This is a genomic window from Thalassotalea ponticola, assembly GCF_041379045.1.
GTDB lineage: Bacteria > Pseudomonadota > Gammaproteobacteria > Enterobacterales > Alteromonadaceae > Thalassotalea_A > Thalassotalea_A ponticola.
In genome coordinates, this window is sequence record NZ_CP166871.1 from 844,505 (window position 1) to 863,759 (window position 19,255).

General features: G+C 45.4%; 14 protein-coding genes. 12 read left to right on the forward strand and 2 right to left on the reverse strand.

Translation table 11 applies throughout. The features are described 5' to 3' along the window. The first annotated feature begins 145 nt into the window (after window positions 1–145). On the forward strand, window positions 146–3,022 hold the full coding sequence (glnE, locus tag ACAY30_RS03680; protein WP_290250793.1) for a bifunctional [glutamate--ammonia ligase]-adenylyl-L-tyrosine phosphorylase/[glutamate--ammonia-ligase] adenylyltransferase: 2,877 nt from the start codon (window positions 146–148) through the stop codon (window positions 3,020–3,022). 49 nt (window positions 3,023–3,071) lie between these two features. Here the strand turns inward: glnE and lpxL are convergent, their stop codons facing one another. After that, window positions 3,072–4,007 (reverse strand): LpxL/LpxP family Kdo(2)-lipid IV(A) lauroyl/palmitoleoyl acyltransferase, encoded by a 936-nt coding sequence (gene lpxL, locus ACAY30_RS03685; protein WP_290250792.1) that lies wholly within the window; start codon window positions 4,005–4,007, stop codon window positions 3,072–3,074. A 162-nt stretch (window positions 4,008–4,169) separates the two neighbouring features. On the opposite strand from lpxL, the gene hldE reads away from it, so the two are divergent. Both hldE and ACAY30_RS03695 read left to right on the forward strand, forming a co-directional pair. Then, window positions 4,170–5,597 (forward strand): bifunctional D-glycero-beta-D-manno-heptose-7-phosphate kinase/D-glycero-beta-D-manno-heptose 1-phosphate adenylyltransferase HldE, encoded by a 1,428-nt coding sequence (gene hldE / locus ACAY30_RS03690; RefSeq protein ID WP_290250791.1) that lies wholly within the window; start codon window positions 4,170–4,172, stop codon window positions 5,595–5,597. 528 nt (window positions 5,598–6,125) lie between these two features. Next, on the forward strand, window positions 6,126–7,358 hold the full coding sequence (locus tag ACAY30_RS03695; RefSeq protein ID WP_290250790.1) for an OmpA family protein: 1,233 nt from the start codon (window positions 6,126–6,128) through the stop codon (window positions 7,356–7,358). A gap of 157 nt (window positions 7,359–7,515) precedes the next feature. Here ACAY30_RS03695 and purU read toward each other — a convergent pair whose 3' ends face one another. Further along, window positions 7,516–8,358: a formyltetrahydrofolate deformylase gene (gene purU, locus ACAY30_RS03700; RefSeq protein WP_290250789.1), complete on the reverse strand. Its 843-nt coding sequence runs from the start codon at window positions 8,356–8,358 to the stop codon at window positions 7,516–7,518. Window positions 8,359–8,784: 426 nt separating this feature from the next. Here purU and ACAY30_RS03705 point away from each other — a divergent pair, with 426 nt between their 5' ends. From ACAY30_RS03705 to phrB, 9 genes are all read left to right on the forward strand, one after another. Then, window positions 8,785–9,585 (forward strand): alpha/beta fold hydrolase, encoded by an 801-nt coding sequence (locus ACAY30_RS03705; RefSeq protein ID WP_290250788.1) that lies wholly within the window; start codon window positions 8,785–8,787, stop codon window positions 9,583–9,585. 39 nt (window positions 9,586–9,624) lie between these two features. Next, complete coding sequence (locus tag ACAY30_RS03710; protein WP_290250787.1) at window positions 9,625–10,437, forward strand: acyl-CoA thioesterase II; 813 nt, start codon at window positions 9,625–9,627, stop codon at window positions 10,435–10,437. Between the two features lie 96 nt (window positions 10,438–10,533). Beyond that, window positions 10,534–11,073, forward strand: coding sequence for a lipocalin family protein (locus ACAY30_RS03715; protein ID WP_290250786.1), 540 nt, complete (start codon window positions 10,534–10,536; stop codon window positions 11,071–11,073). A 252-nt stretch (window positions 11,074–11,325) separates the two neighbouring features. Next, the gene (locus tag ACAY30_RS03720; protein WP_290250785.1) at window positions 11,326–14,025 is read left to right on the forward strand and encodes a fasciclin domain-containing protein; all 2,700 of its coding nucleotides are present in this window, start codon (window positions 11,326–11,328) and stop codon (window positions 14,023–14,025) included. A gap of 406 nt (window positions 14,026–14,431) precedes the next feature. Beyond that, complete coding sequence (locus tag ACAY30_RS03725) at window positions 14,432–15,010, forward strand: LON peptidase substrate-binding domain-containing protein (RefSeq protein WP_290250784.1); 579 nt, start codon at window positions 14,432–14,434, stop codon at window positions 15,008–15,010. A 128-nt stretch (window positions 15,011–15,138) separates the two neighbouring features. After that, the gene (locus ACAY30_RS03730; RefSeq protein WP_371190087.1) at window positions 15,139–15,705 is read left to right on the forward strand and encodes a sigma-70 family RNA polymerase sigma factor; all 567 of its coding nucleotides are present in this window, start codon (window positions 15,139–15,141) and stop codon (window positions 15,703–15,705) included. Further along, window positions 15,702–16,418 (forward strand): ChrR family anti-sigma-E factor, encoded by a 717-nt coding sequence (locus tag ACAY30_RS03735; RefSeq protein ID WP_290250782.1) that lies wholly within the window; start codon window positions 15,702–15,704, stop codon window positions 16,416–16,418. The genes ACAY30_RS03730 and ACAY30_RS03735 overlap by 4 nt, the downstream gene beginning before the upstream one ends. Before the next feature lie 275 nt (window positions 16,419–16,693). Then, window positions 16,694–17,638: a DUF523 and DUF1722 domain-containing protein gene (locus ACAY30_RS03740; protein ID WP_290250781.1), complete on the forward strand. Its 945-nt coding sequence runs from the start codon at window positions 16,694–16,696 to the stop codon at window positions 17,636–17,638. Next, window positions 17,628–19,034, forward strand: coding sequence for a deoxyribodipyrimidine photo-lyase (phrB, locus tag ACAY30_RS03745; RefSeq protein WP_290250780.1), 1,407 nt, complete (start codon window positions 17,628–17,630; stop codon window positions 19,032–19,034). Before ACAY30_RS03740 ends, phrB begins: the two co-directional genes overlap by 11 nt. Window positions 19,035–19,255: the final 221 nt, after the last annotated feature.

Here is a 19,255-nt window from a genome sequence, read left to right on the forward strand (position 1 = left end):
TAAGGTCAGTATAATAATAACAGCGCATAGCTTACCTTGAACGACATAATATGTCTAATAGCATGGCTGTCTTAAGTATTGCACAGAACGCGTTGTACAGCGTGACTTTACGCCTGTCAGCATATAATAAGCAACAGAGAAACCTATGACCCAACCTGTAAAAGTATCATTGCCTGATCAACTTGTAAGTAAGTACGAAGGGTACTATCAACGTTTAAACGATTGTGCCGTCGAAGTTGTACAAGGATTGACTACAAAGCAGTTAGAGCAGTTAAAACAACTGTTCGCACTGAGTGACTTTGCGGCAGAACACTTGTTGCGACAGCCTGATCTCATTCACCTTTTACTCGCGGAACTAGGGCCTGATTTTGTTAACAAGGTTGATATACAGCAGCAGGTTGCAAGCGAAGTGATGGCTTGCCAAAGTGAGGCGGATTTGCATCGAACGCTGCGCTTGTTGCGCAATAAATACATGTGTGCAATAGCTTACGCCGATTTGTGCCTAAACGCGCCGTTGGTTAACTGTATGGCCAATTTATCTCACCTCGCCGATAGCCTTATCGATGCGGCAAACCAGTGGTTAACCGCCTATTGTCAACAGCTATGGGGCGTACCGGTTAGCCTGGAGGGGCAAATTCAACCATTGTTAATTTACGGCATGGGCAAGTTAGGGGGGCAAGAGTTAAATTTTTCATCGGATATCGATCTGATTTTTTGCTTTCCTCAAAATGGTGAAACTCAAGGAGCTCGTCGCAGTATCGATAACCAAACATTTTTTACCAAATTGGGACAGAAATTGATTGCAGCGCTAGACCAAGTGACGGTGGATGGTTTTGTCTATCGGGTAGATATGCGATTGCGACCATTTGGGGCAAGTGGTCCTCTGGTGTTGAGCTTTGCCGCGATGGAGTCATATTACCAAGAACAAGGACGAGACTGGGAGCGTTATGCAATGCTCAAAGCGCGACTTATTGGCAACAGTGATTATCACCAAGCGTTAAGTAACTTGCTGCGTCCATTTGTTTACCGACGTTATATCGACTTTAGTGTAATAGACAGCTTGCGCCAAATGAAAATGTTGATAGCCCAAGAGGCTAGGCGACGCCAACTCGATGACAACATAAAACTCGGTATTGGCGGGATCCGCGAAGTCGAATTTATTGTGCAAGTATTTCAACTGATGCGTGGCGGCAGAATTAAGGCGTTGCAGCAACGCAATTTATTAAAGGCATTGCCATTACTGGTTGAATTTGAGTGTTTAACCGACACCTCGGCCGAACGGCTAAAGCACGCCTACGCTTTTTTACGGCGCAGTGAGAATGCGATTCAGGCATTCGCCGATCAACAAACCCAACAATTACCCAACGATGAAATCAATAGACAGCGTTTGTGTTGTGTCATGGGCTTTGCAGATTGGGATGAGTATTACCAAACGTGCAAGCATCACATGCAGGCGGTACATCACGAGTTTGGTTTACTTATAGGAGAGGAAAATAGCGCTTGCGAGTCAACCAAAGAGCATTGGCAAACACTGTGGCAAGCGAATTGGCAAGTACAACAAGCCTGTGAGTTTATCGCTAGCTATCAGCCACATTGGCCGGCGACCGATATTTATAAAGCGTTGCAGAACTTTCAGCTCGATGTCAACAAGCGCGGTCTTGGCAATCGCGGCAGGGTGATACTAGACAAGCTGATGCCGGTACTTTTACAGTTGCTAGAAGGGGAATCACAACCCTTGGTGACCCTGCACCGCGTGTTGCAAGTATTGACCAAAATCGCCACCCGAACGGTTTACCTCGAATTGTTATTAGAAAATTTACCGGCATTTAATCAGTTGCTGTCACTGTGTCGCTCCAGTGCTTGGATCGCCGAGTATTTGGCTAAATATCCATTGTTACTCGATGAGTTAATCGATCCGAAATTATTGGTCGATATTCCCACGCTCGATGAGTATCAACGCTCCTTTGCTGAGCATATGATGCGCATACCTGAAGATGATTTAGAGATGCAAATGGAATCTATTCGTCAGCTAAATCACGCCAAGCAATTAAAAATAGCCGCAGCTGATATTACCGGTATCTTGCCGGTGATGAAGGTAAGCGATCACTTAACCGCAATAGCTCAAGCAACCATAGCGATGGTTGTCGATATGGCATGGCAGCAAATGGTGCACCGCTATGGTCAACCCAATTGTAGTTTGGGTAGTAACGACAAGCGCTTTGCCGTCTTGGGGTATGGCAAGCTCGGTGGTATCGAGTTGGGATATGGCTCCGATTTGGACTTGGTTTTTATTCACCGAAGCGACCCCAATGACGTAACCAATGGCGAGAAGTCGATTGCCTCAAGTCAGTTTTATTTAAAGTTAGCGCAACGAATTATGCATTTGTTTAACACGCGCACGGCCAGTGGTATCTTATACGAGGTTGATTTACGGCTGCGACCCTCCGGTGATTCGGGGTTGATGGTGGTACATGTTGATACCTTTGAACACTATCAAAATCAAGATGCTTGGACATGGGAGCATCAAGCCCTCACCCGAGCTCGGTTTGTTTGCGGTGACGAAACCCTTGAACAACGCTTTAAAGAGATTCGTCACGCGGTGTTGTGTTTGCCAAGAGAGCCGCAAAAACTGGCCGCTGATGTGATTGATATGCGCCGTAAAATGCGCGCTCATCTCGACAAATCAAACGACAGTGTTATCGATATCAAGCAAGGCCCTGGCGGGCTAGCCGATATCGAATTTTTTGCTCAGTTTATGATTTTGCAACACAGCCATAACTATCCAAAGTTAACCGAGTATTCTGATAATGTACGCATGTTTAGCTCGTTGGCAGAACAAGGGTTGATCAGCGAACAACAAGCTAACGGCTTAATTGATGCGTATTGCACGTTGCGACACTTAGGTCATAGTTTAACCTTGCAAAATCAAGCGTTAGTCATTGACCACCGTCAACTGTCTGAGCTGTGTGAGGTCGTTGAACAGTGCTGGCGACACTATTTATTGAGTTACCAAGCAAGTTGACCAAGCCGCAATCAAGACTGCGGCGCTGGTTTCTTAGCTGGCCTGGAGTTTAGTAGAACTTCGGATCACTGGCGCTTGGGCGAGTTTTAAAGCGTCTATGCAACCACATGTATTGCTCTGGCTTTTGTCGAATGGCGCGTTCTATCTTTTCGTTGACTAAGGTGATGTCGGCTTTGTCATCACCTGAAGGAAAGTTATCAAAGCCGCCGATAAACTCAATTTGATAGCCACTGCCATCATCTTTGCGCGTTGGAATACCCATCACAGTTTTCACGTTCGGTTGTTTGGCAAAAATCATCGTTCCTATGGTACTGGCTACGTCGTCGACACCAAAGAAGGGAACAAAAATAGAGCGCTTGCGCCCGTAATCTTGGTCGGGTAAATAAATCGCAATTTCGCCGTCGGCCAGCGCTTCTTTCATACCGCTAACATCTGATTTATCCAACATGTACTTATTGGAACGAGCTCGGCCTCGATGTTGAAAGTACTCCATCAGTTCATTGTGATTAGGTCGGTAAAAGACCACGGTCGGTTGCACGTAACCAATCAGTCGTGCACATGCTTCTAAGCACAAATTGTGAATGGCTAACAGCAAGATGCCATGACCTTGTTGTTGCGCTTCGCGCAGAACCTGTTCGCCAACAATATTGACCTTGCGCTTGAGCCGCCAATCAGGCCACCACCAACCAATACCCGTTTCAAATAGGGCGCGACCGGTGTTCTCAAAGTTTTCTACTAACAGGGCGTGTTGTTGTTGTTCAGATAATTCAGGGAAACAGGTTTGAATATTCTTTTTAGCTACTTTTAGTCGTGTGCCGCCTAGTTTCATCATCAGGCGACCTAGTATTGCCCCCATTGCCATTTGCATTTTGTAGGGCAGCCACGACAAACTGTAAAGAATAGCGACACCAATCCAGGTTAACCAATACTTAGGAAGTAGAAAACTGGCCTTGAATTTGGTTTGTAAAGATTTGTTTTTGCTCAAGGTTAATCAACTCATTGAAAAGCTTGTGATACACTATACCTAATTTCAGCAATAAATGCCGCTTAGGCCATTAATTAGCCCGTGTTTTGGCTGACGTTGTCAATCGACCAATCAGCACAACAAAACTAATAACAGCTAATTATACCCATTTTGGAAACAGGTATGAAAGTAGATATTCCCAATTTTAGTCAGGCCCGTGTATTAGTCGTGGGCGATGTTATGCTCGATCGTTATTGGTCAGGACCTACTGGTCGCATTTCACCCGAAGCGCCTGTACCGGTTGTAAAAATTAACGGTCGAGAAGATCGCCCCGGCGGTGCTGCTAACGTTGCACTGAATATAGCGTCTCTTGGTGGGCAAGTCACCCTGTCGGGAATTACCGGCCAAGATGAAGTTGCCACAGCGTTAGACACCAGTTTGTCAGCGATGGATGTCATTTGTAAGTTTAGTCAATCAGAATTAGTGCCCACTATCACTAAACTGCGGGTGTTAAGTCGCAATCAGCAATTAATCCGCCTCGACTTTGAACAGTCTTTACACCAAATAAACAAACAAAATTTAAATCAGTTAGTGGCCGACAATATCGCCCAGCATCACTTGTTACTGCTTTCAGATTACGACAAAGGCACGTTATCGGATGTCCAGTCTCTGATCACACTTGCAAAGCAACACGGCGTACCGGTATTAGTTGATCCCAAAGGCAGCGATTTTGAAAAATATCGCGGAGCTACTCTCATTACGCCTAATATGTCTGAGTTTGAAGCGGTAGTTGGCCCTTGTAACGATGAAAATGAGATCGTTGAAAAAGGGCAGAAATTATTGGCAGAGCTCGAGCTAGAGGCGCTGCTTGTCACCCGCTCTGAACAAGGGATGACACTTATTCGCCCAAATCAAAACGAATTGCACATCCCCACTCAGGCGAAAGAGGTCTACGATGTAACTGGCGCTGGCGACACGGTTATCGCCACCTTGGCATTGGCAGTCGCTGCGGGAAGCTCTTTATGTGAGGCGAGTGCATTAGCCAATATTGCCGCCGGTATTGTGGTTGGCAAGTTGGGTACATCAACGGTCAGCGAAGTGGAAATTGCACAGGCGTTATCTACCGGTAAAGAAAGCGGCAACGGTGTGGTGAGTGAGAGTCAATTAAAGATAATCATTGAACAAGCTCAAAAGCGCGGCGAAAAAGTGGTGATGACCAATGGCTGTTTTGACATTTTGCACGCAGGTCATGTTAGCTATCTGACTAATGCGGCAGAGCTTGGCGATAGGTTGATTGTCGCTGTCAATGATGACGAGTCGGTAAAGCGTTTGAAAGGGTCGGGTAGACCTGTTAATCCACTTGAGCGTCGCATGGCGGTATTAGCCGGGCTTGCTGCCGTGGATTGGGTGGTCAAGTTCAGCGAAGACACCCCTCAGCGGTTAATTGCTCACCTGTTACCGAATGTTTTAGTTAAAGGCGGGGATTATCAGGTCGAGGATATCGCCGGAGGTAAAGAGGTTGTCGACAATGGTGGACAAGTGATGGTGTTGAATTTTGAAGAAGGCGTGTCAACGACAGAAATCATCAATACCATTCGCCTTGAGGATTAAATAGGACCGTATTGGACCAAACAGACCCGTTTTAAAGGCGCTACCCAGCGCCTTTTCCGTTTTGGCAATGTCGCTAGCAGATAACAGACCGCTTATTTGACGCCAAATTGTGTGACGTCTAGGTACAACACCTTTAGCGATTCTAGTGACATTCATCTCTCCCTACAACCGCACTTAGATAATCGCTACCGAGAGTTAACTTACCGCGTATTGTCAAAGAGATGCCGGCGGTTCCTGTTACGTTGTTAATGTTAAGTTATTAATTAACCAAGCGATATATCGTGGCTTGGTTTTTTGTCAATAACCCGTGACTTCAGTGCTGCGTTAGTAAAGCGCTCAAGCATTAAGGTAATACGAGCGGTGAATGGTCAGGTGATTGTTAGTTGAGTGATTTTAATAGTTTTATTTTCGCCTTTACCGCCAGCGGAAAATGCACACATTTATTGGCGCAAGCCTTATTTAGCTATTATTATTAAGTATCGCAGTAGTATTTAAGCGATGGTTTTAAACAAGCAAATATAGGAATAAATGATGTCTTACACTCGTTATATCACCCAAGCATTTGCAACAATCACACTTGTTACTGCTACCTCAATACCAGCGTTCGCTGATGATGAAACATGTTGGATCGAAAACAATGAACAACACTGTAAATCGCGCTTAGGTTGGTATCTAGGGGCCGAGTACAATTACAATAAAACGGATATCAGTAACGGAGACGTCAGCCGCTATTACGATATCAATGGTTTTACTGAAACAACGGTAAACTTTGATGACGATGATGACGGCTATGGTGCCTTTATCGGCTACAAATTTGCCCCGGCCTGGGCCGTGGAGCTAGGTTATCTCGATCTTGGCGATCGGGAGGTTTACTTCAACGGTATTGCTGAAGATGTACAGCAGTTTTACGATACCGCGCAAGATATTTACCCCGAGACAGGTGAAGGGGTGTATTTTGCACTTATTGGCTCATACTCGCTATCGCAACGCGTAGATTTGTCGGCGAAAGTCGGGGTATTTGACTGGGAATACGACTATGACAAGTCGAATTTACCATTGCCTTTGACGCGACCTGCGGATGCCGATGCGGTGAGTACTAAATCTGGAACCGACTTTTTTGCCGGTGTTGAGCTGGGCTTTGATCTCAGCAAGAGTTGGCAACTGTATTTTGCCGCTAATTATTTTAATCTACAGCGCGATAGCAACGAGCAGCTGGCGGTAGGCTTGCGCTACTACTTTGGTAAAACAACGTCGACGCCAATTGCGGCAGCGCCGGTAGTTGCACCAATGGATAGTGATGGCGATGGTATCGTTGACGATCGAGATAGTTGTCCAGACAGTGACTCTCGTTATGTGGTTGATGAAACTGGTTGTACGGTCATGACAGAGCGAATGAAATCGACCAGTCTGGTTATCAACTACGCAAATGATAGCGCTGAAATTGATGCGAGCTATTACGATGATATCAGAGAGTTAGCTGAGTTCATTAAAACCTATAATGTGCAGAAGCTGACAGTCTATGGTCACACATCGGCACCTGGTAGTGAAGCATACAACCAAGCCTTATCAGAACGTCGAGCAGAGTCTGTTGGTCAAATCTTAGAAAGCCAATTTGGCATTGACGCGGATGTGATAAACCCTGTTGGTAGAGGTGAGTCTGAGTTACTTGACCCGTCTAACACCGCAGAAGCAAATGCAAAAAATCGCCGGATAGAATTGGCAATTAATGAACGCTTGATGTTACCGGTTGAAAAATTGTAATAGCATTGCTTAGCCAATCTGAAACACGCTTTTTACAGACTGGTAATGACAAGCAGAAAAATCCAAGAGCTGTTAAGTTCTTGGATTTTTTATTTACCGCAACACAGTAGAACACCCATGACATCAGCGGTAGCTAACAGGCTTTAAAGCATTCAGATTAAAAAACGATAGTCTTATTGCCTTTTATGATCACTCTGTCTTCTAGGTGGTAACGCAAGCCCCTCGCCAAGGCGAGCTGTTCTACGTCTTTACCAAGTCGTATCAAGTCTTGTTGACTGCAACTGTGGTTGACGCGAATAACTTCTTGCTCAATGATTGGGCCGTCGTCGAGTTTGGCGGTGACGTAATGACAGGTAGCACCAATAAGCTTAACACCGCGGTCAAAGGCGCGCTGATATGGATTGGCGCCAATGAAAGACGGTAAGAAACTATGGTGAATATTAAGCAAACGTCCAAAGTATTTGTCACACAGAGCATCAGGAATAATTTGCATGAAGCGCGCCAGCACAAGCGTATCAGCGCGATAGTGGTCGAGGAGCTGCTCGACCTGTTGAAAGGCTGCGTGTTTATCGCTCATCGTCATGTCGATGTAGTGATATGCAATGTTGTAAAAGTCGACTAACGGTTGCAAATTTTGATGGTTGGATATCACAGCTACAATGTGGCAGTCGAGTTCACCTCGATGCCAGCGGTGTAAAATGTCGGCTAAACAATGTGAGGTTTGACTGGCAAATAGCACAACGTTGGGCTTGAGCGCGTGATCTTTCACATGCCACTGCATATTGTATTGCTGAGCGATATTGGCAAATTGTTGTCGAAATTGGTCGATATTGATGCGCATTTGCTCGGTATTGATCACATTGCGCATATAGAACCAATTGTCCTCAACGTCTGAATGTTGATTTGACTCGACAACCGAACCTTGGATGTCGGCAATAAATTGACTGACTCGCGCGACTATACCAATACCATCGGGGCACGAAATGACCAGAGTGAGCATTATTTATCCTTTTGTTATTTGTGTTATGTCGGCATTGACCTCAATCATCGCGCTGTATGATAAAACAGAGCCGATATTTTAACCCTAGTCGATAAAAAACGAGAAAAAAAGCTGCACTGTGTTATTGCGCTGATTTTACTTTAAGTCGCGTTGACAGTGCCGTGTCAACGCCCTCTATAGGCGTAGCGGGTAAACGAGTCAGCTGATTAAGATCTCAGCCACATATCTTTGCGTATACTCAACGTATAAACAGCGACGTTAAACCCTGTTTTGCGTAGTTTGCGACCGTGTTGAATAGGTTTACTTTAGTCACTGCACATGAGAAAATTTGCCGTTATCGGCACGTCGGTTTTGGCCACCGGTACACAGAGTTGCGTGGCCGTATGGCAAACCTGTTGATCAACTTCAAAAAGCTTAAGAGCATATATGTCTAACGAACCATTACTTTTTCACCGTGTTATTTCTCACCCCAGCTCCGAAGAGTGGGTGGTATTTGTGCACGGTGCCGGTGGTAGTTCATCGGTCTGGTTCAAACAACTCAAAGCGTACAAGCAACACTTTAATTTACTCTTTGTCGACTTGAGGGGGCACGGGCGCTCAACGCCTGTGTCTTTGCGAAACCTGTTGAAACGAGGCTATACCTTTAATGCGGTGACACAAGACATCATCGACGTACTCGATCATCTCAAAATTGAACGAGCCCACTTTGTCGGGGTTTCACTAGGTACTATTTTAATTCACAAGTTGGCTGAGATTGCTCCCGATAGGGTCAAATCTAAGGTGTTGGGCGGAGCGGTAACGCGCTTTGATTATCGCTCGAAAACTCTAGTCAAGTTGGGAGATATGTGCAAGCACGTGATACCTTACATGTGGTTGTACCGACTATTTGCATTTATTTTAATGCCGCAAAAAGGCCAGAAAGAATCGCGTCACATGTTCATTAACGACGCAAAAAAACTGTGTCAAAAGGAGTTTAAACGCTGGTTTAAACTGGCCAACGACGTAAACCCATTAATGAAATACTACCGCCACCACAACAGTGGAAAGCCAACCTTGTATTTAATGGGCGAAAACGATTATATGTTTTTGCGTTCGGTACAGGACTTGGTCAAGTTGCATCCACACAGCGTGTTAATTGAGATCGCCAATTGTGGTCACGTTTGTAATGTCGAACAACCGCGTCAGTTCAATCGACAATCGATTGCCTTTATCAAGCAACACTCGTAGAATCCATATACTGGTTAGACCTGTTTGTGGGTGATGCTAATGCACATCGATGTAATTTTAAATGATGTAAAACAACAGCTTTGCAACGGCAACTCAAGCGCTGTCGTGAAAATAGATAAATCTTGGACTCAAGGACGAACCGTGTTTGGCGGTTTGTCAGCGGCGATAACTTACCAAGCAATCGCCGCGCATCTCACCGGTGACCGATTATTGCGCTCATTGTCAACGAGCTTTGTCGGACCGATAAAAGCTGGCGTTGATATTTGCATTGAGGTAGAGGTTCTGCGCAGCGGTAAAAACGTCACTCAAGTGATGGCCAAAGCAGTGCAGGACAACAGTGTATGCCTAACCTGCTTGGCCAGTTTTGGCGTTGAAAGGGCGTCAAAAATTGTGGTTCAAAGCAAGGATTCTCATCCTCACAACGCGCCGAAGAAGGCCAACTTTATTCCACAAATACCCAAGATTGTACCCAACTTTTTACGTCATTTTGATTTGGCTTTAGTCGAAGGGAAAATGCCATTTCGGGCCAGTGAACAATCAAACCTGTTTGGCTGGATGCGCTTTTCCAAGGCTCCTAACGCGGTAACCGACGCTCACCTAGTTGCTCTCATCGACAGTTGGCCTCCCGCGGTATTACAAATGTTGCGCTGGCCTGCGCCGGCCAGTAGCCTCAGTTGGAATTTAGAGTTTATTCATCCGCATCGCACATTTGCCTGTGACGCTTGGTTTGCCTATCAAGTAAACACCCGACAAGCCGCTGATGGATACGCCCATACCGAAGCCAATATCTGGGATCAAAACGGCGACTTAATCGCCATCTCTCGTCAAGTGGTGACGGTATTTGATGGCTGATGTTGGGAAAATAGCCTGACTCGTGCTATACGTGTATCCACGTCTTATTGCCAACGGCAATTTTTAGCCGAAGAGAACGGGTTACCGAAGATAGCTATGAAACATTGGTTTATTGTCAGTTTGTTAATCAGCCTATTTTCGTGCACATCTGTGCCGGAAAACGTTAAACCCGTCGATAATTTTGATTTGAGCAAATACCTTGGCACCTGGTATGAAATCGCTCGCCTAGATCATTCGTTTGAGCGAAATATGAATCAAGTTAGCGCCAATTACGCGATTGCCGATGATAAAAGTGTGATCGTACTCAATCGAGGTTTTGACACAAAAAAGCAGGCGTGGCGTCAGTCAAAAGGACAGGCGGTTTTTGTTGATAACAGCTCTATTGGACATTTAAAAGTATCGTTTTTTGGTCCCTTTTACAGTTCTTATGTCATTTTTTACCTAGATGCTGATTATCAATATGCCTTTGTCAGTGGGTACAATCACGACTATTTATGGCTGCTCAGCAGACAGCCACAGGTGCCAGAGTCAATCAAGCAAAAATTTATTCAGATGAGTGCGAATTTGGGTTTCGCCACTGAGCAATTAATTTGGGTTGAACACCGAGCTCAGCAGTTAAAATTTACCGTTAATTAAATACTACTTGTCCGCCTTTTTTCACGGCAGTAGAGCAGATGTGTTAACGCGGTGTATTTAGCGCGACCAGCTGACTAAGCGAATTGCTAAGTGTGGCTAAAAAACAAATCTATTCATGTTCTTAGTTGTCATTGGTCGCTTTATTTTTCACAGTTTAAGGCGGTCAAATCAAAATTGTTTAAAAATTGATCCTTTTCAAAATCCTTCTAGTATTGTATTGCGCGACACAATTTCATAACAGAGGAAAATAAGATGAAGAGGATCAATAAGATCATTTTACCCGTGTTCCTGCTGTCTGTCATCACTGCGTGTGATAGCGACGGCGATAAAAAACATGTCATCATTGACTCAGACAAGTCAAATATTGTTGAAACCGCAATTGAAGCCGGCGAATTCACCACCTTGGTGGCTGCGTTAGAGGCGACAGGTTTAGACGCAACGCTCGCAGATGAAAACGCCAGTTATACCGTATTTGCGCCCACTGATGATGCCTTTGAGTTACTCGGTGAAGACGTAGTCAATCAGTTGTTGAGTGACCCTGACACACTGACGCAAGTGTTGACGTATCACGTACTGGACTCGCAAGTAAATTCCAGTGCGGCTGTCGATGCTGCGGGCTCAACGGTAACTACCGTTAATGGCGCTCCAATCGCTTTGTCATTAAGCGGCGATAACTTACTCGTCAATACTGTGACAGTCACCGCAACCGACATTGAAGCGAGTAACGGTGTCATTCACGTTCTCGACGCGGTACTGATGCCACCTGCCGCGATGGGTGAACCAACCGCCAACATCGTTGACACAGCTGTTGCCGCTGGCAACTTCACAACACTCGTTGCGGCGCTACAAGCAGCTGGGCTAGACACCCTGCTAGCCGACGAAAGTCAAACCTTTACTGTGTTCGCACCGACAGACGACGCGTTCGCTTTGTTTAGCGATGCAACGTTACAGGCGCTGTTAGCCGATAGCGACGCATTAACTGCCATTTTGACTCAACACGTTATCGCGGGAAGTGCCGTTGATTCGGTGACCGCCTACACGTTAAACGGTCAATCAGCTGAGACAGCCTCAGGGGCCATGGTTGATATCAACATTAATCAAGCTGACGATGGTTTGTACATCAATGGCGCTAAGGTTGTGGTGAAAGACATTTACACCACCAACGGCATTATTCACGTTATTGATACGGTACTCATTGGTGATGTAATGGTTCCGGCTCCGCAAGCGTCGATCACTGAGGTGGCGGCGTCGGTAAATGACTTTTCTACTCTCGTTGCGGCATTGCAAGCTTCGGGGCTGGACAGTGTGTTAGCTGATACCAACAATAACTATACCGTGTTTGCGCCAACTAATGCGGCCTTTGACAAGTTGCCGGCCGGCACAGTTGAAGCGTTACTGAACGATACTGATGCCTTGGCGTCTATTTTGCTGTACCACGTAGTTGAAGGTAAAGTTCAGTCAGATGCGGCCATTGGTGTTGCGCGTTCAGGTGACAATCAAGTGATGACCGTTAACGGTAACAACGCGGCTCTGTCGTTTGTTGACGGTGCTTTGTATATTAATGGTGCAATGGTTGGCCCTGCTAATGTTCAGGCTAGTAACGGTGTCATTCACGTAATCGACAACGTTATTTTACCTCCACAAATGAACGAAGCTACTGGTACTATCGTTGATGCAGCCCTCGGTGACGAAAATCTGTCAACACTTGTCGACGCCCTCACTGCAGCAGGTTTGGTGGATACGTTAGCAGACGAAAGTGCGACATTTACTGTTTTCGCACCAACTAATGATGCGTTTGCTGCCATCGACCCTGATGTGCTCGATCAAATTTTGGCTGATAGTGATGCGTTAAACGCCTTGTTATTGCAACACGTGATAGCCGATGCAAGTTTGTCTTCTATCGATGCGTACGCTGCTAACGGTCAAATGGTTAGTACCGCATCAGGTGCTAAGATTGGTGTGGCTGTAGAGCCAGACACCGGTATTATCACTTTTGGTGGTGCCAAGGTTATTGTCAAAGATATTTATACCACCAACGGCGTGATTCACGTTATCGATAGTGTGGTTGTAGGCGACTTAGAGTTACCTGAGCCACGCACTAGTCTTATTGATTTAGCTCGTGAAAACGGCAACTTTACTACCTTGCTTGCCGCCTTGGAAGCAACGGGTTTAGACGAAACCCTTGGAGACCTTGATGCAAGCTATACGGTATTCGCTCCAACCGATGACGCCTTTGCGTTATTACCAGAGGGCACCGTTCGCGCGCTATTAGAAGACAGTGATACGTTAACCAACATTTTGCTTTATCACGTGTTAGCTGGCAATGTCGATTCAACCACTGCGTTAGAAGTGGCTGCATCGATGAGCAATCAAGTAGAAACGGCTAATTCGTCGAACTTGGCTCTGTCAACCGTTGACGGAAAACTGTATGTCAATGGCGCCATGGTGCAAACCGCTGATGTGGTTGCTGACAATGGTACTATTCACGTTGTTGACCGAGTTATCTTGCCTCAAGATTCGACCGACAGCACCGACAAAACCATTGCCGAAATTGCGGTGGCTACCGGTAATTTGTCTACCTTAGTTAGTGCGGTATCTGCTGCCGGCTTGGTCGACGCATTAAGCGATGAAAGTGCTACTTTCACCGTTTTTGCGCCAACTAATGCGGCATTTGAGGCGCTGCCTGATGGCACCTTGGAGGCTCTGTTAAATGATATTCCAGCGTTGACTGATATCTTAGAATTGCACGTGATCAGCGGCGCGGCCTTAACGGCAACGGATGCCTATGGTGCAAACGGTCAAATGGTGGAAACACTAGGCGGTGAAACAGTGACTTTCGGCATTGATGAAACGTCGCGGATGATTACCGTGTCAGGTGCTAAGGTGGTGTTAACCAACATTTATGCCAGTAATGGTGTGATTCACGTTATCGACGCGGTGATCACTGAGTAGATGTGGTGACCTAACCTAGGACTTATAAGGCCTACATATTGACCACAAATGTACTTACTGAGGCTTAAGCCAGGTTAGACACGACTCAGTAAATCGTAACAGATAAATTAAAAGCCCTCTGGTATTAGAGGGCTTTTGTGATCCGAGAGGGCGCTTTTAAAAACTTGTAACCCCTTGCCAAGCCATAGGCTAACTATTCGCTAAAACGGGCTTGAAACACATGCTAAAACAGAGCCTGAGCTACTTAATGGGGCTGGTGTGGTCGATTTGTAAGCGGTTTATCGATCAAGCCATTGCGCTTTGTCACTATCGCCACAAAAATGACCGCTATAACTGTTGAACCAGTGATCAAACTCGATTGCGCTTGCGTACTAATTGACAGTACACAAAGGAGGCGCTCAGCGTTATGAAAATACCCGTTTTTCCATTACCTGTTTATTTGTTGCCCGGCGGCGTTACGCGCTTGAGAATTTTTGAGCAACGGTATTTAAACATGGTTAAAAACGCTCATTTAACAGACGGTTTTGTCATCGGTTTATACCGACCTCAACAATCGCCGTGTGTTGGCGAGTGGGGGAGTTGGGTAGAAATTTGTGATTTTCAACTAGGCAGCGACAATTTGCTGGTCATTGACGTCAAATGTCGTTCTCTGGTGCACTTGAGTCAGTTTGAACGAAACTTAGATAACCTATTGTTGGCGACAATGGCGAAAATCGATCACTGGCCACCTATTTCAGCTGGTACTCATGTTAAAATCTTTGCTGAGCAATTGCGCAAGCTGTTTTCACAAACCGATGAGCTCAGCCAGCTTTACAAGACAACCTATTTTGACCAGCCCAATTGGGTTTGCGCACGTTGGCTGGAGCTTTTTCCGATCAGCGTCGAAGAAAAAGACCACTTTGCTAAATCCTCCAGTGCTGACGATGTGGTTGACTTTTTAAGCTCGGTGATAATCGAGCAAAAAAACATCGAAAATCTCTCGTAAATATTGATCCGATCTTTTTCTAAAGCCGTAAGACGTTCTAAATGTATAGCTTATCAGGGTTTTCTATGGCGTTAACTATGCTAACATCAAGGTCATCAACTCAATTAAGATCGGCGAGATCAGTTTCGATGACGGAAGAAATAGACCATCAGCAGCTAGTAACTTGGCTGATTGCGGTGGCAGAAAAGCGGGATAAAGTGGCATTCACTCACTTGTTCAAGTTCTTTGCCCCCAAAATCCAGCGCATAGCGACGAGTAAGTTCACCAATGAAGCACTGTCAAATGAAGTGGTGCAAGAAACCATGACCAATGTGTGGCGAAAAGCGCACTTATACAGTGCCGAGAAAGGGGCTCCCACGACGTGGGTTTATACGGTGATGAGAAATGTCACCTTCGATTTATTGCGCAAGCAGAAATCGAAAAAAGAAGACAACTTAAGTGACGACATTTGGCCAATGGTCGAGGCAGCTCAGGTAGAAGAGCAACCATTTGATGATCACTTGCAGTCGAAGCAAATTTTGGACTATTTGGATTTATTACCAGAAAATCAGAAACAAGTTATTAAAGGTTTCTATTTCATGGAAATGTCGCAAGAGCAATTGGCTGAGCACCTTGATTTACCTTTGGGAACCGTCAAGTCTCGGTTGCGTCTAGCGTTGAACAAGCTACGCAAGCAGATTGGAGAACAGTTATGATTAAACACCACCCATCAAATGAGTTGTTGCAGGCGTTTGTTAGTGGTGAGCTACCAGCGTCAATGTCTGCTGCAGTGGCGATGCACACTCAAATGTGCCAATGCTGCCAACAAGCAGTAAACGCTCAAACCGATGTCAATGCGCACCGTTTATTTGAACAGGATAAAGCCACGAAACAGGGCGCGTTTGAGTCGCAAGGGACCTTCGGTACCGACATTGCCAATTCAACATCAGATATGGCAGCTGATCTTGACATGATGGCGATGATTGACGAGATAACCTTGAGTGATGATATTGCGGTTGATGTTCAGCAGGCGGTGAAAACCATTGATCTTGGCGGAAAAACAGTGGAACTACCCCGCGTGTTAACGAATATGCCTATGGGTAATGCAACTCGGTTAGGGAAACTAACCAGAGCTCGAATGGATCTTGAAGAAGGTGACATTCACGCCAGCTTATTGCACATTGATGCAGGGGGCGAAGTACCTGAACACACCCATAAGGGCTATGAGGTAACCTTGCTACTCGAGGGCAGTTTCAGTGATGAAATGGGGAGTTATGAGAAGGGTGACTTTATTTTGTTGGACGCAGAGCACAAACACCATCCCAAAACTGAAGATGGCTGTCTGTGTTTTACCGTGGCTAATGATGCTCTGCATTTTACCCAAGGGTTGAACAAATTATTGAATCCGTTTGCGAGTTATCTGTATTAAGAGAGGATGTCACTGGCCCTTTACTCATTTGCGTGACATCAATTGAGGCGCCCAGAGACTACAACTCGCATCGATGTGAACAAGCCCGCATTTATTGCGGGCTTTTTGATGGCCGAGTTTTCTCTGTTTCTATATCGCTTTTTTTTCAGAATAAGCAGTTTAGCACTGACCTCTCTGTCTTTATTGATAACAAAATGTGATTGCCATTAATCTATACTAATAACTGACTCGTAATAAACGCTATAACGATTACAAACTTTAAGGTGGACACTATTATGGCGACTCCAATTACTATCGGTATCAGTGCTTGTTTAGTCGGACAGCAAGTTCGCTTTGACTCAAGTGCGAAAACATCGCACTTTTGCGTGAAAGAGTTGGGAAAACACGTGCAATACAGAGCATTTTGTCCTGAAGTTGCAATCGGGCTTCCAGTTCCTAGACCGACGATTCGTCAAATAAAAAAAGACGATATGATCATTGTTGCCAGACCTGATGGCAGTGGTGATGTGACTGAGGCGCTAGCTGAATACGGCAAGCGCGTAGCCAAAGTGGCAGAAAATTTTAGCGGCTATATTTTTTGTGCGAAAAGCCCAAGTTGTGGTATGGAGCGGGTCAAAGTGTATAGCGAGGATGGCAAAGGCTCGACTTCGGATGGTGTTGGCGCTTTTGCCAAAGAGGTGATGAAAGCCAACCCTTTATTACCCTGCGAAGAAAACGGTCGCTTAAACGACGCTTTGATCAGAGAAAACTTTGTGGCGCGGGTTTTTGCATACCGAGATTGGCAACAATTAAACAAACGAGGCTTGTCAAAACACGCGTTGACCCAGTTTCACGCCCGTTACAAATACACCTTGATGAGCCATGATTTGATTGCTTATAAGCAATTGGGGCGCTTACTTGCCGACGCGGATATCGAACTTGAGCAGATGGCATCGCAATACATCGCCGGATTGATGTCAGCGCTGAAAAAAATAGCCACTCGCAAGAAGCATGCGAATACCTTACAACACTTACAAGGTTATTTTTCCAAAGAGTTAACATCTGAGCAAAAACAAGAGTTAGCTCAGCAGATCGACGACTACCGCAACGGGGTGCTGCCGCTAATAGCACCTTTAACTTTGATCAAACACTATCAGCGAGAGTTTCCCAAGGATTACTTAGCCGAACAATTTTACTTAGATCCTTATCCAGCCGATCTCAAGTTGCGCTATGGTTACTAACTCCCTGCTATGGCTGCGCAGTGATGTTCGCATTGACGACAATCCTGCGCTCGATTTCGCCTTGGCCCAGCAGACTAAACGAGCCATTTTTATGACCACGCCGAAACAGTGGCGATCACATAACATGGCTCCCATTAAGGTCGACTTTATTCTGCGCCATCTGCAGCTATTACAACAACAGCTAGCTCACTTAGGTATTGAGCTCGATGTGGTTGAAGTTGATGATTTCCAGCAACAAGTAATATTCTTACAGCAATACTGCCAACAGCACCAGATCAACCATATAATTGCCAATCAAGAGCTTGAAGTGAATGAACGTCAACGCGATGAGGCGGTTAGTCAACTGCCATTGTCGTTAACGCTGTTTGAGGCTGATGTAATCGTACCCAAGGGTAAGGTATTAAATAAGCAGGGACAGATGTTTAAAGTGTTTACCCCGTTTAAAAAAGCGTGGCTTTCGTATCTGATAGACCATTATGACCAGCTCATTGAACCGACTCGTGTGCCGTATAGCACTCCTGTAGCTGAAGAGGCGAGAGAGATAACGTTTAAAACCGCATTTGATACCATAAGCTCGGCCCAGTGGCCTTTAGCAAACGACTATTTAAATCAGGTTTTACCCACTTTTTTATCCGAAAAAGTTACCGATTATCAAACCTTACGGGATATTCCTTCGGTAAAAGCTACCTCGGGTCTTTCACCATATTTGGCGATTGGAGCGATCAGCGCCAAAACAGTAGTTAGAGCATTACTTCGACGCGATCCTGAAGTATTGAGCCACCAATCGGGCGGCACTTTTTGCTGGTTAAATGAAATTATCTGGCGTGAGTTTTATCGGCATTTGTTAGATCATTTTCCCAAGCTCGCCAAAGGCAAAAGCTTTAATGCTAAATACGATGATTTGCCTTGGGTTGGCAACGCGGCAAATCTCCTTGCTTGGCAACAAGGCAAAACAGGCTACCCCATAGTCGATGCGGCAATGCGACAGTTGGTCAAAACAGGGTGGATGCACAATCGGTTGAGAATGATTGTTGCCAGCTTTTTATCGAAACACCTTTTGCTCGATTGGCGATTGGGTGAACAGTTTTTCAGCCAGCACTTGATCGATGGCGACTTAGCAGCAAATAACGGTGGTTGGCAATGGGCGGCTGGCACTGGCTGTGATGCGCAACCTTATTTTCGCATTTTTAACCCTATCAGCCAAAGTGAAAAGTTTGATCCCAACGGTATATTTATTCGTAAGTACATTCCAGAGTTAGCTCATGTGCCTGATAAATATATTCATTTTCCGCATCAGTTCTTGGCCAAAGAGCAATCGTCTGATTGCTACTGGCCGGCGATAGTGGATCACAAACAAGCGCGTTTGGCGGCATTAGAGTTCTACAAACAGGCTTGATAAGGCGTAACACCCACTTCTTTTGATTAACCTCGGGTACTATGGAAGTTCAATGGGAGGGCAAGGGTTAAGCCTAACAAGCTACTTTTAATAGCGTAAGCAACTGATTTAATGTAAGTTATAAAGTATCCTAAGTTATTGTGAAACACAGGAATACCACTTGATTTGATCGTTAGCGAGGCAATGTTGAAAGTAGTAGCAACGCAAAATATTTATAGGCG